The organism is Acinetobacter sp. ANC 3832 (genome assembly GCF_002135415.1).
Taxonomy (GTDB): Bacteria; Pseudomonadota; Gammaproteobacteria; order Pseudomonadales; family Moraxellaceae; genus Acinetobacter.
The window spans coordinates 1-18,552 of record NZ_NEGJ01000017.1 but is presented as its reverse complement, the minus strand read 5'-3'; the positions used below and the strand labels follow the sequence as shown (position 1 = coordinate 18,552).

18 protein-coding genes are annotated in these 18,552 nt (G+C 36.2%); 9 read left to right on the top strand and 9 right to left on the bottom strand.

What is annotated here, in order from left to right:
* Window positions 1-206: 206 nt before the first annotated feature.
* The 4 genes from B9T35_RS16410 (at window position 207) to erpA (ending at window position 4,313) form a co-directional block, all read left to right on the top strand.
* Window positions 207-1,217, top strand: a complete 1,011-nt coding sequence (locus B9T35_RS16410; RefSeq protein WP_086192172.1) for a putative solute-binding protein — start codon at window positions 207-209, stop codon at window positions 1,215-1,217.
* Window positions 1,218-1,494: 277 nt separating this feature from the next.
* Window positions 1,495-2,502, top strand: coding sequence for a putative solute-binding protein (locus B9T35_RS16405; RefSeq protein WP_086192171.1), 1,008 nt, complete (start codon window positions 1,495-1,497; stop codon window positions 2,500-2,502).
* Between the two features lie 335 nt (window positions 2,503-2,837).
* The gene (locus B9T35_RS16400; protein WP_086192170.1) at window positions 2,838-3,842 is read left to right on the top strand and encodes a putative solute-binding protein; all 1,005 of its coding nucleotides are present in this window, start codon (window positions 2,838-2,840) and stop codon (window positions 3,840-3,842) included.
* Window positions 3,843-3,977: 135 nt separating this feature from the next.
* Window positions 3,978-4,313, top strand: a complete 336-nt coding sequence (gene erpA, locus B9T35_RS16395) for an iron-sulfur cluster insertion protein ErpA (RefSeq protein ID WP_086192169.1) — start codon at window positions 3,978-3,980, stop codon at window positions 4,311-4,313.
* A 43-nt stretch (window positions 4,314-4,356) separates the two neighbouring features.
* On the opposite strand, the gene B9T35_RS16390 is transcribed toward erpA, so the two are convergent.
* Both B9T35_RS16390 and B9T35_RS16385 read right to left on the bottom strand, forming a co-directional pair.
* Complete coding sequence (locus B9T35_RS16390) at window positions 4,357-5,193, bottom strand: alpha/beta fold hydrolase (protein ID WP_086192168.1); 837 nt, start codon at window positions 5,191-5,193, stop codon at window positions 4,357-4,359.
* A 207-nt stretch (window positions 5,194-5,400) separates the two neighbouring features.
* On the bottom strand, window positions 5,401-6,528 hold the full coding sequence (locus B9T35_RS16385; RefSeq protein ID WP_086192167.1) for an anhydro-N-acetylmuramic acid kinase: 1,128 nt from the start codon (window positions 6,526-6,528) through the stop codon (window positions 5,401-5,403).
* Window positions 6,529-6,590: 62 nt separating this feature from the next.
* Here B9T35_RS16385 and tyrS point away from each other — a divergent pair, with 62 nt between their 5' ends.
* Window positions 6,591-7,823 (top strand): tyrosine--tRNA ligase, encoded by a 1,233-nt coding sequence (tyrS, locus tag B9T35_RS16380; protein WP_171264307.1) that lies wholly within the window; start codon window positions 6,591-6,593, stop codon window positions 7,821-7,823.
* Window positions 7,824-8,567: 744 nt separating this feature from the next.
* On the opposite strand, the gene B9T35_RS16375 is transcribed toward tyrS, so the two are convergent.
* Both B9T35_RS16375 and B9T35_RS16370 read right to left on the bottom strand, forming a co-directional pair.
* Window positions 8,568-8,945: a hypothetical protein gene (locus B9T35_RS16375; protein WP_086192166.1), complete on the bottom strand. Its 378-nt coding sequence runs from the start codon at window positions 8,943-8,945 to the stop codon at window positions 8,568-8,570.
* 113 nt (window positions 8,946-9,058) lie between these two features.
* Window positions 9,059-9,976 (bottom strand): matrixin family metalloprotease, encoded by a 918-nt coding sequence (locus B9T35_RS16370; RefSeq protein ID WP_086192165.1) that lies wholly within the window; start codon window positions 9,974-9,976, stop codon window positions 9,059-9,061.
* Between the two features lie 160 nt (window positions 9,977-10,136).
* Between B9T35_RS16370 and B9T35_RS16365 the strand changes: the two genes are divergently transcribed.
* Entirely contained in the window at window positions 10,137-10,739 is a 603-nt protein-coding gene (locus B9T35_RS16365) for a hypothetical protein (protein ID WP_228147183.1), read from the top strand.
* Window positions 10,740-10,747: 8 nt separating this feature from the next.
* Here B9T35_RS16365 and B9T35_RS16360 read toward each other — a convergent pair whose 3' ends face one another.
* From B9T35_RS16360 to grpE, 4 genes are all read right to left on the bottom strand, one after another.
* Window positions 10,748-11,266 carry a hypothetical protein gene (locus B9T35_RS16360; RefSeq protein ID WP_086192164.1) on the bottom strand — a complete coding sequence of 173 codons (519 nt, stop codon included), beginning with the start codon at window positions 11,264-11,266 and terminating at the stop codon, window positions 10,748-10,750.
* Window positions 11,263-11,682, bottom strand: coding sequence for a hypothetical protein (locus B9T35_RS16355; protein ID WP_086192224.1), 420 nt, complete (start codon window positions 11,680-11,682; stop codon window positions 11,263-11,265). Before B9T35_RS16355 ends, B9T35_RS16360 begins: the two co-directional genes overlap by 4 nt.
* Window positions 11,683-11,773: 91 nt before the next feature.
* Window positions 11,774-13,717 carry a molecular chaperone DnaK gene (dnaK, locus tag B9T35_RS16350; protein ID WP_086192163.1) on the bottom strand — a complete coding sequence of 648 codons (1,944 nt, stop codon included), beginning with the start codon at window positions 13,715-13,717 and terminating at the stop codon, window positions 11,774-11,776.
* 132 nt (window positions 13,718-13,849) lie between these two features.
* Window positions 13,850-14,395 carry a nucleotide exchange factor GrpE gene (gene grpE / locus B9T35_RS16345; RefSeq protein ID WP_086192162.1) on the bottom strand — a complete coding sequence of 182 codons (546 nt, stop codon included), beginning with the start codon at window positions 14,393-14,395 and terminating at the stop codon, window positions 13,850-13,852.
* A 486-nt stretch (window positions 14,396-14,881) separates the two neighbouring features.
* On the opposite strand from grpE, the gene B9T35_RS16340 reads away from it, so the two are divergent.
* The gene (locus B9T35_RS16340; protein WP_086192161.1) at window positions 14,882-15,133 is read left to right on the top strand and encodes a hypothetical protein; all 252 of its coding nucleotides are present in this window, start codon (window positions 14,882-14,884) and stop codon (window positions 15,131-15,133) included.
* 69 nt (window positions 15,134-15,202) lie between these two features.
* On the opposite strand, the gene B9T35_RS16335 is transcribed toward B9T35_RS16340, so the two are convergent.
* A complete protein-coding gene (locus B9T35_RS16335; protein ID WP_086192160.1) occupies window positions 15,203-15,946 on the bottom strand; it encodes a hypothetical protein in 744 nt (247 codons plus the stop codon).
* Between the two features lie 211 nt (window positions 15,947-16,157).
* Between B9T35_RS16335 and B9T35_RS16330 the strand changes: the two genes are divergently transcribed.
* Both B9T35_RS16330 and B9T35_RS16325 read left to right on the top strand, forming a co-directional pair.
* Window positions 16,158-17,228, top strand: a complete 1,071-nt coding sequence (locus B9T35_RS16330; RefSeq protein WP_086192159.1) for an alpha/beta hydrolase — start codon at window positions 16,158-16,160, stop codon at window positions 17,226-17,228.
* Between the two features lie 358 nt (window positions 17,229-17,586).
* Window positions 17,587-18,153 (top strand): peptidylprolyl isomerase, encoded by a 567-nt coding sequence (locus B9T35_RS16325; RefSeq protein ID WP_086192158.1) that lies wholly within the window; start codon window positions 17,587-17,589, stop codon window positions 18,151-18,153.
* Window positions 18,154-18,552 lie beyond the last annotated feature (399 nt).

Here is an 18,552-nt window from a genome sequence, read left to right as displayed (position 1 = left end):
TCGGATTCTTGTTAAAATAACTAAATCAATAGTTTAACTTAACTTAACTAATTATTTATTTTTCATAAATTATTGAAAATAAATAAGTTTATTAAAATTAAATTATTATAATTAAAAAAAGTAATAAAATTAATAAAAACTATTTATTTTGTGCTATAAATCACAATATAATGCGACATAAAGTATAAATAATGAGCGAATGAATAATGAAAAATAAAATATGGATATTAACTGCAAGTTTGGCATGTATTAGTTTTTCGAGCTTAGCCCAAGCACGACAAAATGTATGTGTATTTGATTTATTGGGAAAAGCGGGTGAATCTTTTAAGTTTATGGAAGAGTGGGCACTTGCTGCTAAAACTTGGAATGCGGATATTAATTTGATTCCTTATCAAAATGAAGATCAAGCCGATAAAGATTTTAAAACCAGTAAATGTGATGCGGTCGCAATGACCACAATGCGCTCGAGAGAATACAATAAATTTGGTGGTTCAATTGATGCTTTAGGTGGTGTACCTTCAAATGCAATTGCTAAAAAAGCTATTATTTATGCGATGGATAAACGCAATGCAAAGCGCTTGGTATCTGTCAAAAATGGAACCAAATACGAATTAGCAGGTATCAGCCCCATTGGCATTGCTTATATTTATGTCAAAGATCGTTCTATTAATACACTTGAAAAAGCGGTAGGAAAGAAATTTGCTTATTTACATTATGATGCTGCTCAAAAAATGGCAGTAGAACGTGTCGGTGCTGTTGGTGTACCTTCAGACATTTCTAATTTTGTGAAAAAATTTAATAATGGTGAAGTAGATGCCATTGCAGCACCAGCCTACGCTTTTAAACCACTGGAAATTTATAAGGGTTTAGGCAATAAAGGTGCGATGTTTAATTATCCTGTAGTCAATGTGACAGCGGATCTTATTATTAAGTCTGATCAATTTCCTGAAGGCTTTGGTTTAAAATCACGTGAGTGGTCAACCAAACAAGTTCCTAAAATGTTTAAAATGATTGAACGTATGGAAGCTGAAATTCCTGCAAAGTATAAACTGAATATTTCTGATGATGATAAATTGAGATACCAGAAACTCCTTCGTGAAGGACGAATTGAACTGACGAAGATGGGTATTTATGATCCACAAATGATGTCTGTATTAAAGAAAGCCCGTTGTACGGTCGACCGAACTAATTTTGAATGTTCTACTACTGGTGAATAAAAGTAGCGTACTTTGATTCTATACAGATGATTTTATAGAATAGGTAATTTCGAAAATTTAAAAATATTGGCCACTAGAAATGTGAAATAGCACAAAAAAGCGTAAAAATATATAAAATTGAATTTCCAGTTCAAAACTAAACCAATGAAAAATAAAAGAATTTTTTTTTATTAAAAAAAATGGAGTAAATACTCTATTTTTTTTAAAAGAAGCTGATTAATATTGCGCTTATGGACAGTTTCCGATTAGTACATATAAGATCGATAAGGATGTAATTATGAAAAAAATAGCTTTAACTATCGCAGCAACCTCAATTATTGGTTTATCTTCAGCTGCTCAAGCAGCAGTAGATGTTTGCGTATTTGATTTACTAGGTAAATCAGGTGAATCATTCCAAATGGCTCAAGAATGGGCATTGTCTGCGAAAGGTTGGGGTGCTGACGTTAACCTTATTCCACGTCAAGACGAAGCTGTAGCCGATAATGATTTTAAAGCAGGGAAGTGTGATGCTGTATTTATGACAGCAATGCGTACTCGTCAATATAATAAATTTGCCGGATCAATTGACTCACTTGGTGGTGCGCCAAGTAATGCCATTGCACAAAAAGCGATTACTTTTGCTTTAGATCAACGTAATGCAGACAAAATGGTCAGCAATTTGGGTGGTAAAAAATACGAAGTTGGTGGTATTGCACCTCTAGGTTCAGCATTTATTTTCGTTCGTGATAAAAACATTAACTCAATTGAAAAAGCAGCAGGTAAAAAATTCGCTGTATTGAGCTATGATTCTGCACAAAAAATTATGGTGCAACGTGTTGGCGCACAAGCAGTGCCTTCAGACATTTCTAACTTTGTTGCTAAATTTAACAATGGTCAAGTCGATATGGTCGGTGCGCCGGCTTATGCCTACAAACCATTAGAAATTTATAAAGGTTTAGGAACCAATGGTGCGATGTTTAACTTCCCAGTACTACAAGTGACTGCGGATCTAATTCTTCGCCCTGAAAAATTCCCAGCAGGTTTTGGTCAAAAATCGCGTGATTATTTCGTGAAAAATTTACCAAAAAGCTTCACGATGATTAATCGTTTAGAAGCGGGCATTCCTGCAAAATATAAAATGAATCTGACTGCTGAAGATAAATTGAAATATCAAAAATTGATGCGTGATGGTCGTTTAGAGTTAACCAAAATGGGTATTTATGATGCTGGCATGATGTCAGTACTGAAAAAGGCACGTTGTTCTGTCGATAAAGCCAATTTTGAATGTTCATTAGGCGGTGAATAAGCTTAATTTTTAAAGAAAAAGCCTAGATTCTTTCTAGGCTTTTTCTTTGTCATTTGTATTGTCATTTCAGCCATTGCAGATTCATATAAATGGCGTATTATTAATTGAAATTGTATGATTCAATCACTGTTTTAAGATTGAAAGAACAATATAAGAGAGTCTTTTTTTGATTTATATTTTCAAAAATATAAATTTAGCATCATGATTCGAAAATAGACGGATCTTAGAATAGACAATGAAAAATAATGTAAATCTATTCATACACTGATTAATGAAAAATCATTGTTAGTTGATTGAATAAAATAATGACTGATCATGGAAAGGAAAAAAATAGAATGCAATGGTCTAAAACTCTTTTACTCTCAGCAGGTTTATTGGCTGCAGCATCAACCACTCAAGCAAAGCAAGTGATGTGTGTATTTGACTTGGTGGGTAAAAATGGTGATGTATTTACTTTAATGAAAGACTATCAGCTTGCAGCGAAAAACTGGGGCGCGGATATAGAATTAAAAGTCGGACAGAATGAAGCAGTTATTGCAGAAGACTTCAAAGCAGGTAAGTGTGATGGCGTGAGTATCACGGGTATGCGCGGACGCCAATTTAATAACTTTACAGGTTCTTTAGATGCAATTGGTGCGATTCCAGACCTAAGCGTTGCGATTAAAGTGATGCAAGGCTTATCTACGCCAACCTTTGCTAAATATATGACCAGTGGTAAATATGAAGTTGTTGGCGTAATTCCAGTCGGTGATGCTTATTTGATGGTGAATGACCGTAATATTAATACGGTTGCGAAAGCAGCAGGTAAAAAAATTGCGGTACTCGATTACGACGAAGCGCAGAAAATTTTAGTTCAGCAAATTGGTGCTCAAGCTGTAAGTGCGGATGTCACCAATTTTGGTAGTAAATTTAATAATGGTCAGGTGGATATTATCGGTGCACCTGTAGCCGTATTTAAACCTTTAGAACTGTATAAAGGCTTAGGTGCAAAGGGTGCGATTGTCAATTATCCAATTCTACAAGTGACGGGTAATCTAATCATTCGTCCTGATAAATTTCCAGCAGGCTTTGGTCAAAAATCACGTGATTGGGTGAAATCACAATTACCACGTGCCAATACCATTATTGGTAAAATGAAAGCTGATATTCCTGCGAAATATTGGATGCAAGTTCCAGCGGGTGATAAGCCAGGTTATCAAAAACTAATGCGTGAATCACGAATTAGTTTGACGCAAAAGGGTGTTTATAATAAACAAATGATGAAATTGCTGTGGCAGTTCCGTTGTAAGAATGACCCAAGTAATTTTGAATGCAGCTTGCAAGAAGAGAACTACAAATAAGTTTTGATTAATCTTGATTAAATTAGTCTGAATAAACTTTAAAGTTCTCAAACTGACCATATATTGAGTATGTTATACTGAATATATGGTTTTTTATTTTTATAGCCAATCAAATTTGTTTGAGGAATGCCCATCATGAATGCCCCAGCGCTTGAGATGACTGATAATGCTGCTACAAAAGTACGTCAACTTCGTGACAGCGAAGGTAATCAAGACCTTATGTTACGTGTCTATGTAACAGGTGGAGGTTGTTCAGGTTTTTCTTATGGTTTTAACTTTGCTGAAAGTATCAATGAAGATGATGCTGAGTTTGCGAATGGTGATGTCAAGATGTTGGTTGACTCTCTGAGCTATCAATATTTAGTCGGTTCTAAAGTTGATTATGTAGAAGGCTTGGAAGGTTCACGTTTTATTATTGAGAATCCAAATGCGACAACCACATGTGGTTGCGGTTCTTCATTCTCAATCTAAGTCAAAAAAATTAAAAGCCCTCTGACTAAGAGGGCTTTTTTGTTTATATCGTTTCAAGAATATGTCGAGTCAATTCTTTTGCATTTTGTACAGGAATCCAATGTGTCGCATCCATAATGATTTCTTTATAGGGTGCATTTACATAGTGATGATTGAGCTCAACACTACGCTTTCCGATAGCTGTATCGTATTTTCCCCAAATGAATAAGGTAGGTACTTTTACAGGTTTAATTAAATTCTTATGAGAACTATAAGGTAAGGCTCTATACCAATTGATGGCAGAACTAATACGATTTTCTTTCACGATATCTTGTCTAAAATCTTGTAACTGTTGTTCAGTCATCCCTGTATTTTTAAGTAATGACTCACCAATTTTTGAGAACTGTTTAAATAATAATTCAGGAATTTTTGGTAGTTGAAAAAGACCGATATAGTAAGATTTTAATAATTGATTACTGCTCAACATTGAACGCATAAACGCGGCTTTATGTGGTACTGAAATAGTCACTAAATGTTGTATTTTGTCTGGATAGCGTTGTGCCACTTCCCATGCAACTACTGCACCCCAGTCATGACCCACTAAATAAACAGGTTGTTGAATGATGTCTAAGAGTGCATTGATGTCTTCAACTAAGTAAGAACTTCGGTAAGCAGCTCTTTCTTTCGGTTGAGCACCTAAACTATAGCCTCGTTGATTCACTGCATAAGTACGATAACCTTGAGCATTCAAAAGCTCACTGCTTTCTTTCCAACTTTTATTGGTTTCAGGAAAACCATGCAGGAGTACAAAAGGTTTTCCAACGAGTGGCCCTGAATCAATCACATCAAATGTTAAACCATCTCTTTGATAGAATTCTAATCGTTGTTGGTTTAAATCCATTTTATTATCTCTATTTAAATTCGATTTATAATGAGGGTTGAAGTGGTTTTATTGAACAGCAACATGGGACATCCACAGGGATAAAAAGGTCGAACATTGTTCTACAATATTCGACCTGAAAGCTGAGACATGAATGTGCAATTTTAATGTAGTTATTTCTTTGTTCAATTTTCTAAGTATTAAGCGCATTCTCAAACAAAGATAAAATTAAACAGCCGTAATGGTGCCTAAAATACGATAGCCTTTCGCGCCCGTGACAGTGGGTAAATTGGCACTTTGTTGTGTATCAAAACGCATAGCTAACCAAGCAAAAGCGGTTGCTTCTACCCAAGTTGGCGATAAACCCAGTGCCGACGTAGTTTGTACAGACCAATTGTGCTTACGTAAACGCCAACGCAGTTGTTCGAGTAGGTGTGAGTTATATGCTCCACCGCCACAGACATAAACTTCACCAGTTTCTAAGGGTGAACGGTAAATGGCTTTTTTAATGGCACGTGTTGTCAGTTTTAATAAAGTTGCTTGAATATTTTCAGGCGTATCTTCTAGTTCCTCATACTCAATATCATCACGCCAATCAGCAATTTGCTCATCTAGCCATTCAATATTAAAATCTTCGCGACCTGTGCTTTTCGGAGGTTCTTTTGAAAAGTATTCATGACCTTGTAGACGATCTAATAAAGAGCGGATCGGTTGTCCGTAGGCTGACCAGTTACCATTATCATCATAAGGTTGACCTGTATAACGATGGCACCAAGCATCCATCAGAATGTTGGCAGGACCTGTATCAAAGCCGTAAACGCCGTCTGGGTTTCCAGCAGGAAGCATGCTGACATTGGCAATACCGCCTAAATTTAAAATAACACGGTGAATGGTCGGATGCTGAAATAAAGCTTGATGAAATGCAGGAACGAGGGGAGCCCCTTGACCACCCGCAGCCATATCACGGCGACGGAAATCTGAAATCACAGGAATTTGCGTTATTTCAGTAATAATATTGGGGTCGCCAATTTGTAAGGTAAAATTATATTCAGGACGATGACGAATGGTTTGACCATGTGAACCAATGGCTTTAATTTGATTGCGATCTAGCTGGTTTCCTTCAATAAGCTGATTAATCCCTTGACCAATCATACGTGCAAGCGCAACGTCAGCTTTTCCCATACGATCAATTTCATTATCATTCGGAAGGGTTAATGACATCAATTCATCGCGTAATTGAGGGTCAAAAGTAACCGTTAAGGTGGCATGAATTTGTAATGGATCAAAAGAAGCGGCAACAAAATCGACGCCGTCCATGCTGGTTCCAGTCATTACGCCAATATAGATTGTTGTCATGAAGATACTTCGCCTGCATTATGCTGAAAAAGTGTTAGTATATCGCACAAATTGAACAACTGATGTATTTGGGTTTTGTGATGTCAAATTTCCTGCCAGCTGAAGAACAACTTGCCCTCATTCGACGAGGCACACATGAAATTATCTCTGAAGAAGATCTACTGAAGAAACTCAAAGAGAATCGTCCTCTAAAAATTAAAGCAGGTTTTGATCCTACAGCACCTGATTTGCATTTGGGACATACAGTTCTGATTAATAAACTAAAAACCTTTCAAGACTTGGGTCATGAAGTGACATTCTTGATTGGTGATTACACCGCAATGATTGGTGATCCAACAGGTAAAAGTGCGACGCGCCCACCTTTGTCTCGTGAACAAATTGTAGAAAATGCAAAAACTTATCAAGAACAAGTTTTTAAAATTTTAGATCCAAATAAAACCAAAGTACGTTTTAACTCGGAATGGTTTGCAGAAAAAACAGCTGCTGATTTGATTCAATTGGCATCGCAACAAACGGTTGCACGTATGTTAGAGCGTGATGACTTTACTAAGCGTTATAACAACCATCAACCGATTGCGATTCATGAGTTTTTGTATCCATTGGTTCAAGGTTATGACTCCATTGCACTTGAAGCTGATGTAGAGCTGGGTGGTACAGATCAGACGTTTAACTTGTTAATGGGTCGTACTTTACAAGGTCGTTATGATCAAGAAGCACAGGTTTGTATTACTGTGCCCATTCTTGAAGGTTTAGATGGCGTTAACAAAATGTCTAAATCATTGGGCAATTATATTGGTGTATTTGATGCGCCTGGTGCGATGTATCAAAAAGTCCTTTCAATGCCTGATACTTTAATTGAACGTTATTTTGATTTACTCAGTTTTAAATCGATTGAAGACATTCAAGTTTTGTTAAAAGACGTTGCTGAAGGTCGTAATCCGCAAGAAGTGAAAAAGATTTTAGCAGTGGAGTTGGTTGAACGTTTCCATGGTGCTGAAGCTGCAGCAAATGCACATAAAGGTGCAGGAAATATTATTACTGAAGGTGAATTACCAGAAGGTACACCAGAAGTGACGATTTCTCGTGCTGAGTTTGGTGGCGAAATGTTTATTGCCTCTATCCTACGTTCTGCTGGTTTAACTAAAAATGCGGCTCAAGCGAAAGATGCTGTTGCACGTGGTGCAGTTAAAGTCGATTGGGAAGTGGTTGATGCTAATTTCTCTGTGAATGAAAACAAAACTTACATTATTCAGGCAGGTAAAAAAGCAATTGCTCGCGTAACATTTACTGATTAATGATAAAGCCTTGATATATAAAAAGAGTCACTTTAACAGTGACTCTTTTTTTGTGTAAATTAAGCATCTTTATCATAAAACCGAATATGCAAATTAAAAAAAGTGCTATAAAAACATGTATTAATTTTTGCCAAATGTCTTGATTTAAGTTTGAAAAGTGATTATATTCGATTTTCTAAATTGTGGTGTACGTCACACTCTAGAGGGTAAGTCTAAAACAAAAAAATAAAAGAATACTATAAAATAGAATCAATATAATCGGTCTTAAGATCAGATTAACTCCATGGAGAAGATATTTTGGGAGAGATATCTTCTCCATTTTATTTTGTGAATTTGAGTCACGAAATGGAATGGATTAAGAACAGTATTTTGAACAACGCTTTAGTTTTTTATTTAGATATTCGAGTGATATAAATCTTAATTTTCCGCCAAGGAAAAAGTTTGTGTGATAAATCAAAATCTATTTTTCAAAAAGTTTCACGTGGAACTGATCTGCTTTAATTTAAGATCATTTAACTTTATAAATTTTGGTGTAGCAATTTGAAATACAAGTTCAAAGGCTCATTTCAATTTAAATAATTTCTTTTCTAGATAAAACTGGTGAGAGTACTTTTAAATCTCTTGGATTATCACATGTGGGGTGAAGATATGATGCATAGATTCCTTCATGTTCGAAATTGAATTATCTAAAATAAAAAGCCTTGACCAAATAAGTACTCAGTCAAGGCATTACACGCATCATATTTATTCTATTGCAGATGTATCAATTTTGACAGCTTCCAAAATATCCCAAATGACCGCAGTCACATCTTGTGTGTGGTCACGATCATTAAAAATTTCATAAGCAGTAATGGTAATATCAGTATCGCTTGGTAATTGCTTTTGCTCTTCTTCAATTAAATGTTGAATGGGCAATAACGTTTGTTTGACAGTTAAATGTAAAACATCTTTAAACTCGATATTTTCATCTTCAAGCTCAATAATCTGTTCATTAAAATAAGGCAAGAGAAGAGAGTAGAGGTAAGGTTGAATTTCAGTAATATCTAAAATTTGAATATCCCGAGTCTGTTCAATCGTGCTGATATGATCATTTACTTCCAAAATAATATGATAATAGCTCACTGCCTTCTCCTTGAATTATATGATTTCACAATAGCATGGATTTAGATCAGAATGAGTGAAATAGACATAAATCCATAACAAAAATATGGATATAGATTAGTCATGGCATCAGATTAATGTCTAGCATTTAGGAGTGCCAAATCAGCAGGTGTTAATTTAAAGTGTGCCAAGTCTTGCTCTTTCATAATCGGAAACATTAAGGCTTTAGGATCTTGATTATGTTGTAGTCCAAGTGCATGACCAAGTTCATGTGCAATGGTTAAACGCAGATCATCGTTAGATTCAAACTCATAAATATTTATTTCACGACCATCAAAAACACCTTTATCAAATTGGCGAGGCTGAAAGCGCTGATTAAATTGATCGACAGATTGATTAAATTGCTGATTAATCGAGTTGGCTGTATTCACGTGTTGATTCAATTGGGCAACTTTTTGATTAAATAAATTAATTTGTTGTTGTAGTTCAAACTGCTCTTTTTGTAATTGCTGCTTATCTTGATCCAATTGCTGTCGAGCGGTTTCAGTTAAATTAGATTGCGCTTGGTTTAAGGCTTGAATCATTTGATTGTATTGATTCACTTTGTTTTGATAATTGGCTTGGTATTGATCTAAAGCTTGTTTGGCTTGGCTCAATTGAGCATCAAGTTGTTTCACTTTATCTTGTTCAGAATTTGTATATTGTCGTGAGTTTTCAATCACTTTAATTTCTTGTTTACGTGCCGTAGATTCAGCTTGTCGTTCATCATAAATTAAATTAATGCTTAGTTTTGCATTAGGATCATAAATAAAAAGACTTTTCATACTTCCTTGTTGCCAAATATCCGCTGCCTGTTGAGCCAACTGTAGCACTTGTTCAGTGGTTATATTAAAACGAGGATCAATCGTACCAATGCGATAACGGAGTCGAGTATCCAAAGGGTGTTGGATACGATCGAGAGCTGAGTTATGGGTTAGCTGTGGATGCATGTACCGTTGAATGGAAAAATAAGCAGTGAACAGCATTAAGGCAAGAATGATCCAAAAGCGCATTTTCTTTATTTAAAAATAATTTTTGTTAGATGTAATTTAGCTGAAATTTAAGGATTGGCAAGTAGTTCTGATGGGTTTGTTTGCTGAATGCATACAGAGTTTCAAGTTTACTTGTCTTAATATTTTTTTAAGTTGAGCTAAATAAGAAGAATAAGTCATTATGATGAATGTAAGTTTGATCTTGGGTTGGCTATTTTTAGTGATCGGCATTGCTTGCTGGGTATTTGTTTTCAAATGTTTGTACCTGTTGTTTAGAACGCGAATTATTGTAGATTTACCCCTCAGTCAACAAATCAAAGAGTTTTCAATACAAGAAAAAGGCGGATTTTCTATTTGGCAGGTTGGGCCTTTATTAAAACAAGCACCAATGTTATTTTCACAACCTCAATTGACTGATCTGACTCGTCAGCAAGTGGTAAAACTGTCTCCAAGTATTGGGCGAGCAACGAAGAATAGTTTTAGTCAGAGTGCAATGTTGGTCTTTTATTGTGAATTAGATGTCGGGAAATATTGTTTAGAGGTTTTTGCTGGATCTTCATTACATACAATAGAAGAACGAATCTCCAAAGCTATTTTAACCACCATTCCTATTGGAAGAGCTTCGAATCAGCAGTATCGTTTTCAGCTAAGAGAAAGCCTAACCAAAAAACAAAGGTTGCTGATGCCCATTTTTGTTTTTATTGGTTTATTCTTTTTTCTTCAAGGTCTATTTACCATATTGAATTTACTGTTTGATATTCCTATGGAAACTATGTTGCTTTAATAACGTGTTTAAGTTGTATAGAGCATCTGAATATCTAAAAATAAAATAATGAATGCTAATATACTCAGTAGGTGATTCATGATGACTGATTTTTTTAAATATTCAGCATCTGTATAAATATGAATAAATTCTTTGGGATGTAGCATGATGTAGATGATCTTTTGTTTAAAGACATGCGTAACAGATATTTGTTGAGCTTGTTTTAAAATGACAGAACGAATAATAAAAGCATTGATCCACCAGATGATGAATAAGATTAGAAGAATGAATCCAATGCTCCACGTGAAACGTATGAGATCATTCTGTTCAGAGAAAGTCCGTTCAGTGTACCAATGACTCATCAAAACAATGGTTAAGATTAAAATCAATCTATAGAAAGTTTGTCGGATAAACTGAAGGTGTTTTGGTTTTCGTTCATCTTGCACGACAGCATTTTTAAAAAACTGTACAATATACCAAGCAAAGCTATGGCTGAGTATTTCAAAAAAAATGTATAAGCTAAGGGTTATACCGAGAATTTTAATCATGATTTTTTTGTAAAAATGCTTTGATATAAAGCAGGGCTAGCTAAAATAATTAATAATATTCCTGCGGAGACATAGGCAATATCATTAAAAATAGCCGCATAACTACTCATATAAAACCAATGCATATAAGGTAGAAAGTAAATTAAAAACGTTGGGAAGAACGTGTAAATATAGGCTTTCCGAGCCCATTCTTGTCGTAGGCATAAACCAATAGTAATGATAAGTAATACAACGCCCACTAGAGATATAATGGCTATTTCCCAACTTTGGGGATCTCGATATAAAGTTTTATCAAGAAGTTCTAATTCGGGTGCCGTACTGAACATATCGATACTGGTAGCAATCATCGGTAGTATAAATTGTGCAATGATTAAGCTGTAATATACGGGTAGAGAAATCATGGCATTATTTTTCATGAGTATTCTTTTAGTTTTACGATTCATTATTTTATAGCATAAAAAAACCGCGCTTTCGCGCGGTTTTTTTACATCGTGTTAAAACGATAAATTACTTCTTATCATCTTTAACTTCAGTGAACTCAGCATCTACAACGCCATCATCCGCTTTTTGTTGTTGACCTGCATCGCCACCTTGGAATGAATTTGGATCAAAACCTTCAGCGCCACCTTGACCTTGTGCAGCTTCATAAGCACGTTGGCTAATTGGCATGATGATGTTTTGTAAAGCTTCAGTTTTTGCTTTAATCACATCAACATCATTTTCTTTTGTTGAAGCTTCAAGCTCAGTTACTGCAGTTTCAATTGCAGTTTTTTCATCAGCAGTCACTTGTTCACCAAGATCTTTCACTGCTTTTTGTGAGCTAGAAACCAAAGCATCAGCTTCGTTACGTGCTTTCGCAAGTTCTTCAAATTTACGATCTTCTTCAGCATTCGCTTCAGCATCTTTAATCATTGCATCGATTTCAGCATCAGACAAACCTGAGTTTGCTTTAATCTGGATAGATTGCTCTTTACCAGTGCTCTTATCTTTTGCAGATACTTTCAAAATACCATCAGCGTTGATGTCGAAAGATACTTCAATTTGTGGCACACCACGTGGAGCAGGTGGAATGTCGCCCAATTGGAAGTTACCTAACAATTTGTTTTGCTGCGCCATTTTACGTTCACCTTGGAACACAGAAATGTCTACAGCAGGTTGGTTGTCAGCAGCAGTTGAGAATACTTGAGATTTCTTCGCAGGAATCGTCGTGTTTTTCTCAATGATTGCAGTTAACACACCGCCCATTGTTTCAATACCAAGTGTCAATGGAGTAACGTCAAGTAAAAGTACGTCAGTTTTGTCACCTGACAATACCGCACCTTGAATCGCAGCACCCATCGCAACAGCTTCGTCAGGATTCACGTCTTTACGTGGTTCTTTACCAAAGAATTCCTGTACTTTCTGTTGAACCATTGGCATACGTGACTGACCACCCACCAAAATTACGTCAGAGATGTCAGAAGTCGAAAGACCTGCATCTTTAAGCGCAATACGGCAAGGCTCAATCGTACGAGCAACTAAATCAGCAACCAAACCTTCAAGTTTCGCACGCGTTACGTTGATCACTAAGTGTTTAGGACCAGTCGCATCTGCCGTGATGTACGGAAGATTAATTTCAGTTGCGTTAGAAGAAGAAAGCTCGATTTTTGCTTTTTCAGCAGCTTCTTTCAAACGTTGTAATGCAAGTGGATCTTGCTTCAAGTTGAAGCTTTGTTCTTTCTTGAACTCTTCAACTAAGTATTCGATTAACGCATTGTCAAAGTCTTCACCACCAAGGAATGTATCACCATTGGTCGACAATACTTCGATTTGTTGATCGCCATCAAGGTCTGCAATTTCAATGATTGATACGTCAAAAGTACCACCACCTAAGTCATAAACCGCGATTTTACGATCGCCTTCTTTTTTATCCATACCAAATGCAAGTGCAGCAGCAGTTGGTTCGTTAATGATACGTTTAACTTCTAAACCCGCGATTTTACCCGCATCCTTAGTTGCTTGACGTTGTGCATCATTGAAGTAAGCAGGAACTGTAATAACAGCTTCGGTGACTGTTTCACCTAAATAGTCTTCCGCTGTTTTTTTCATCTTTTTCAAGATTTCAGCTGACACTTGTTGTGGTGCCAATTTCTTATCGTTTACTTCAACCCAAGCATCACCATTGTCTGCTTTGATAATTTTGTATGGTACAAGACCGATATCTTTTTGAACTGCTTGGTCTTGATACTTACGACCGATTAAGCGTTTGATTGCATACAATGTGTTTTTAGGGTTAGTTACTGCTTGACGTTTCGCAGACTGACCAACAAGAATTTCACCATCTTTGTACGCAACAATAGAAGGCGTAGTACGAGTACCTTCAGCATTTTCAATTACTTTAACTTTATCGCCTTCTAGTACAGCAACGCATGAGTTAGTTGTACCTAAGTCAATACCGATAATTTTAGCCATTAATTTATTCCTCTCAATTTTTTTGCAATTAGTTTTTGCTTGTTATCCGATATGAGAGCCAATCAAAATATTTCAAGTCATCTTTGATGAAATTTCAGCAAAATATTTGAAAAACTCTCTAATTTATTGGGTTTATTGACCCACCATCACCATCGCAGGGCGAAGTAAACGATTATTTAAGGTATAACCCTTTTGTAGCACTGTACCAATTTGGTTGGCTGGTGCAGTCGGATCAATACCTACAGCCTGATGTAAATCAGCATTAAAACCATTTGTCGTATCTGCTTCAACGACACCAAATTTCTCTAAAGTGCTAAGTAATGACTTTAATGTCAATTTCACACCTTCAACCATTGCGTTGTCTTCATCTGCAGCTTGAAGCGCACGTTCAAGGTTATCGACAGAATCGAGTAATTCTTTGGCAAACTTTTCAATCACAGTCTCTTTATGCTTTTCAGACTCGCGTTGAATACGTTCAACACTTTTCTGTGCTTCATATACCGCATTTGCCGTGCGTGCTTTTTCAAGTTTTAAACTTTCTTGAAGTTTTTGAATCTGAGCTTGTAAATCTTCAACACTAACGTCAGCTTGCTCAGTTTCAGCTTGAGTTTGCTCTTGTTGCTGTTCAGCTTGCTCTTGTTGAATATCTTGAGCTTGCTCATTTTGCTCATTAGCCATTGATGATCTCCGTTTAAATGGGTTCTTAAACATGTACAGTCCTTTTGGCTTCAGCGATGACTGTTTATCCTGAACTGCCATGATTGTTTAATTCATTAATACTAATAAGGTAGGGGCGAGCGAGAAAAATTCAAGCTTTCAGCAACATAAATTAAAAAAATTCAGGTTTGAAGAGTCTTTTACGCTAAATTCATGGTTCAACAACCACTTTAAAAGATATTGATGACAAATAAGTTGATCTCATATTTCTATTGAATTTTTATGAATACTCAATGTTGATGTAGAGATGTTTTGAATAAGGATGCACAAGTACTTTATTTATTCTCCCAAGAAGAAATAAAAAGCTGTGATGTAACAGGCTTAGAACATATAAATATGATCAATGCTGATGAAGTTAAAGCATATTTATAAAAAAGTATAAAATTTGTGCGTAAACACGTAAAATAGATTGAATCAGAGATGAAAATTTAGAATATAGGCATACAAATGAAATTATCAGCAAAACTCAGTTCAATGTTAATGGTGACTTTGATGGTGGGTTGTACAACTCAGCCAATGAGTCATCATGCTGATACCACCCAAATCATCAACCCTGCACAATCAGAGACCAATACAACGATGATTGAAGGGCATCATTTACATGTTCAATCGAATGTCGCTTTACAAGCAGACCCGACATTACCACTCGATGAAATTGCGACTGCTCCAACAAATGAAAAAGACACAAGTACTCAATAAACCGAATTTTAAAAACGAGTTATTTCCGTTATAAAAAAGCCTAATAATCTTACTAGGCTTTTTTTGATCTTAATTTTGATCATTCGGATCTTTTTTATTGGGCCAGTTTTTATTTCGAGTCGGTTGGCTATTGCCTTGAGATTTATTGCTTTGACCTGAGGTTTGGCTATTTGAATGGTTGTGGTTCCAGCGCCCTTGGTCTGCTTGTCCATTTTGCTGGGGACGATTTTGTCCATTGCTTTGTCCGTTTTGTTGCGGGCGATTCGACCATGTTGGCTGTCCACTTTGCTGGGGACGATTTTGTCCATTGCTTTGTCCGTTTTGTTGCGGGCGATTCGACCATGTTGGCTGTCCACTTTGCTGAGGACGATTTTGCCAGTTTGGTCGATCATTTTGTTGAGGGCGATTAGACCAAGTAGGTTGGGTACTTTGTTGAGGACGATTTGTCCAATTAGGTTGCGTACTGGGTTGTGGACGACTTTGCCAATTTGGGCGTCCATTTTGCTGTTGGTTCTGATTCCATTGTGGACGTTTTTGAGCGTTTTGATATTTACGACGATTTTGTTGAAGCTGAATTTGCATCGTTCTATCACGATCCCAACGCGCACGATCATTTCTATAAATGATGCGATCAGAATCCCAATTATAATTGTGGTAAACCGTTTGGTATCCACCATTATAATAGCCACCATAATTATCATAAGCTGTGGAGTAGCCACCTCCACCGTAGTATGGGCCATCATCAGGAAAGGCAACGCAACCGACAGCCAAGCATGCAGTTGCTACAGAAATGAACATGAGTTTAATTGACATCACTGTGACCTCACTTGGGTGACTTAGGCTTGGAATAGCAAAAAATACCCTGATTTATAAATAAATAGTCAATGACAAGGAATATGTACTCAGATTAGCGTATCTAAGTTTTATATTTGTATATTGATTGCGAGACTTGTATAAGAATATAGTCAGTCAAAGCCTGATCATGTAGAAAATATGAAGAATTGGGATAAAGGAAGGGTATGGAATGGTTGCTTTTAATCGAAATTTACAAGAATTCTTAGAAAAAGGTCAAGGGCCTGCTGGACGTACTTTAGATCGTTTACCTAAATTTGCGCAGGAATCATTGGTTAAAGTTTTAGGATATCCATATGAATATCCGCAGTTGGATAGTTTTACCAAATGTTTAATGGCAGCACAACTGAAACAAGGTAAGGTGGGTTTTATTGGTGCAGATGTAGAACGATCACGTAGACAGTTCGAAGCACAGATGCAATCAATCATCAATAAACCGACACAAGTACAATTGGTTGAAGATATTCGCTTGCCCTTACAAAGCGGTAGCATCTATGCACGACATTATCACCCAGCGCCAAGTAAAAAATTACCGATGATCGTATTCTATCATGGTGGTGGTTTTGTCGTGGGCAGTGTTGATACGCATGATGAGGTTTGTCGTCTTATTGCGACACATGCCAAAGTTCAAGTATTAAGTATTGAATATCCATTAGCACCAGAAGTGGGTCCACGTGACATTATTCAGTCTTGCGAAGATGCGCTAGCTTGGGTCTATCAAAATCGCCGTCATTTTAAAATTTTAAAAAACCGTATTGCTGTTGCAGGAGATAGCGCAGGTGGAAACATCAGTGCAGTTGTCGCACAGCGCACAGTCAATGCAGTATATGCACCATCTGCACAGTTCCTGATATATCCTGCTGTCGATTTTAAAAGTCGTCATCCTTCATTTTATGCATATAAAGATGGATTGGTTTTAACGGGTACAGATGTAGACTATGTCACTGACTATTATGTTACTCGTTATAATGTTGCACTGGACGACACGATTATTTCACCGACTAATGGTAGCTTGAAAAAATTAGCACCAGCTTTTTTAATCACAGCAGGGCACGACGTTCTGCATGATGAAGGCAAGATTTACGCGCATAAGTTACGTCAAAATGGAGTTAAGGTGCATTATCATGATTTTGAAGACCAAACGCATGGCTTTATTAATCTGACACCTGTTTCAAAGAAAGCAAAAAAATACGTGATTGAGATGAGTAAAGAGTTCCGAAAATTTTGGGATAAAAATAGTTAAACTTTAATAAGCTTTATCAACGAATCCGAGTCTTTTTTGAAGCTCGGATTTTTTGTTAGAGAAAATGGTTTGCAAGAGGAGGAGCGATAAGATCGATTTATCTGTAATGAAGTCTTTATTCAAGCTGTATAGATAAACAATTCAAAAGCTCTTCCTTTATAGATGTTGATTGATAGCAAATGAATAGCATATATAAGTATAAATAACCTTTTCAATGTTTTTACATCTTAGTTAGAAAGAATGAAAAGCCTTTATCAAAGATATCTACCTTATTCGTTGAAATAAAAGTTAACGGAATACCACTTTTCATTTGACTAAGATAAGCAAATTTTAATAGAAACCGAAAGAGAGAAAATTAATGTTAAAAACATTAAGCATGGGATTGGCTTTAGCCATTGCAAGTTCAAGTATCTTTGCTAATACCAATATGCAAATTAAGACCAACATGGGAAACATTGATATTGAGCTTTATGATGATAAAGCGCCTGTTTCAGTGAAAAACTTTGAAAGCTATGTGAAGAGCAACTTTTATAGTGGCACGATTTTCCATCGCGTCATTCCAGGCTTTATGATTCAAGGCGGTGGTTTCGATAGCACGATGAAAGAAAAGCCGACACAAGCTTCTATTAAAAATGAAGCCAATAATGGATTGAAGAATACACGTGGCACTTTAGCCATGGCACGTACTAATGCCCCTAACTCAGCGACAAGCCAATTCTTTATTAATGTTGCTGATAATGCATTTTTGAATCAAGCACCCATGAATCCAGGCTATGCAGTCTTTGGTAAAGTGACGAAAGGAATGGATATTGTCGACAAAATCACAAAAACACCGACTGGATCGGTAGGCCTATTCCAAGATGTACCGAATCAAACCGTGAAAATCCTCGGTATTCAAACGATAGAAATAAATACAAAGAAATAATTTAAAAATAAAGCAGAAATATTTTTGACATATTTCTGCTTTAAAATTAAAAGCTTATGCTTGTTTTTAGCTAAAAAAGCACCAGCTTAGTGCATAAAAAAAGAACACATGATAAAACAATCAGTTAAAAGCACTTGCACCTGTACGAAATTGCCCTATAATGAGCTCATACCGACGCGATACAGCAAACGAACTTAGCTTAAAGGGTTAAGTTGTTAAATGTTTATTGCGTCTTGTTCATCCCTGACGAAGTGATGAATTAATCATTAAGAGATTATGAAGAACAACTTGTGTGGATTTTTACTGATTGATTGATCGAAATTATTTTCATTGATTGATGGTAGAAATTACTCGAAGTTTATTTGAGAAATATTTGTCAGAAAATTGATGAGCCAAGAT

What these genes read in the sequence shown, in the direction of transcription:
- B9T35_RS16390 (WP_086192168.1), bottom strand. Translation starts at nt 5,193, where the DNA reads ATGGATTTAAACCAACAACGATTAGAATTCTATCAAAGAGATGGTTTA.
- B9T35_RS16365 (WP_228147183.1), top strand. Translation starts at nt 10,137, where the DNA reads ATGATGAATGTAAGTTTGATCTTGGGTTGGCTATTTTTAGTGATCGGC.
- tyrS (WP_171264307.1), top strand. Translation starts at nt 6,591, where the DNA reads ATGTATTTGGGTTTTGTGATGTCAAATTTCCTGCCAGCTGAAGAACAA.
- B9T35_RS16410 (WP_086192172.1), top strand. Translation starts at nt 207, where the DNA reads ATGAAAAATAAAATATGGATATTAACTGCAAGTTTGGCATGTATTAGT.
- B9T35_RS16370 (WP_086192165.1), bottom strand. Translation starts at nt 9,976, where the DNA reads ATGCGCTTTTGGATCATTCTTGCCTTAATGCTGTTCACTGCTTATTTT.
- B9T35_RS16325 (WP_086192158.1), top strand. Translation starts at nt 17,587, where the DNA reads ATGTTAAAAACATTAAGCATGGGATTGGCTTTAGCCATTGCAAGTTCA.
- B9T35_RS16405 (WP_086192171.1), top strand. Translation starts at nt 1,495, where the DNA reads ATGAAAAAAATAGCTTTAACTATCGCAGCAACCTCAATTATTGGTTTA.
- B9T35_RS16360 (WP_086192164.1), bottom strand. Translation starts at nt 11,266, where the DNA reads ATGATTAAAATTCTCGGTATAACCCTTAGCTTATACATTTTTTTTGAA.
- B9T35_RS16340 (WP_086192161.1), top strand. Translation starts at nt 14,882, where the DNA reads ATGAAATTATCAGCAAAACTCAGTTCAATGTTAATGGTGACTTTGATG.
- grpE (WP_086192162.1), bottom strand. Translation starts at nt 14,395, where the DNA reads ATGGCTAATGAGCAAAATGAGCAAGCTCAAGATATTCAACAAGAGCAA.
- B9T35_RS16400 (WP_086192170.1), top strand. Translation starts at nt 2,838, where the DNA reads ATGCAATGGTCTAAAACTCTTTTACTCTCAGCAGGTTTATTGGCTGCA.
- erpA (WP_086192169.1), top strand. Translation starts at nt 3,978, where the DNA reads ATGAATGCCCCAGCGCTTGAGATGACTGATAATGCTGCTACAAAAGTA.
- B9T35_RS16335 (WP_086192160.1), bottom strand. Translation starts at nt 15,946, where the DNA reads ATGTCAATTAAACTCATGTTCATTTCTGTAGCAACTGCATGCTTGGCT.
- dnaK (WP_086192163.1), bottom strand. Translation starts at nt 13,717, where the DNA reads ATGGCTAAAATTATCGGTATTGACTTAGGTACAACTAACTCATGCGTT.
- B9T35_RS16355 (WP_086192224.1), bottom strand. Translation starts at nt 11,682, where the DNA reads ATGAAAAATAATGCCATGATTTCTCTACCCGTATATTACAGCTTAATC.
- B9T35_RS16330 (WP_086192159.1), top strand. Translation starts at nt 16,158, where the DNA reads ATGGTTGCTTTTAATCGAAATTTACAAGAATTCTTAGAAAAAGGTCAA.
- B9T35_RS16385 (WP_086192167.1), bottom strand. Translation starts at nt 6,528, where the DNA reads ATGACAACAATCTATATTGGCGTAATGACTGGAACCAGCATGGACGGC.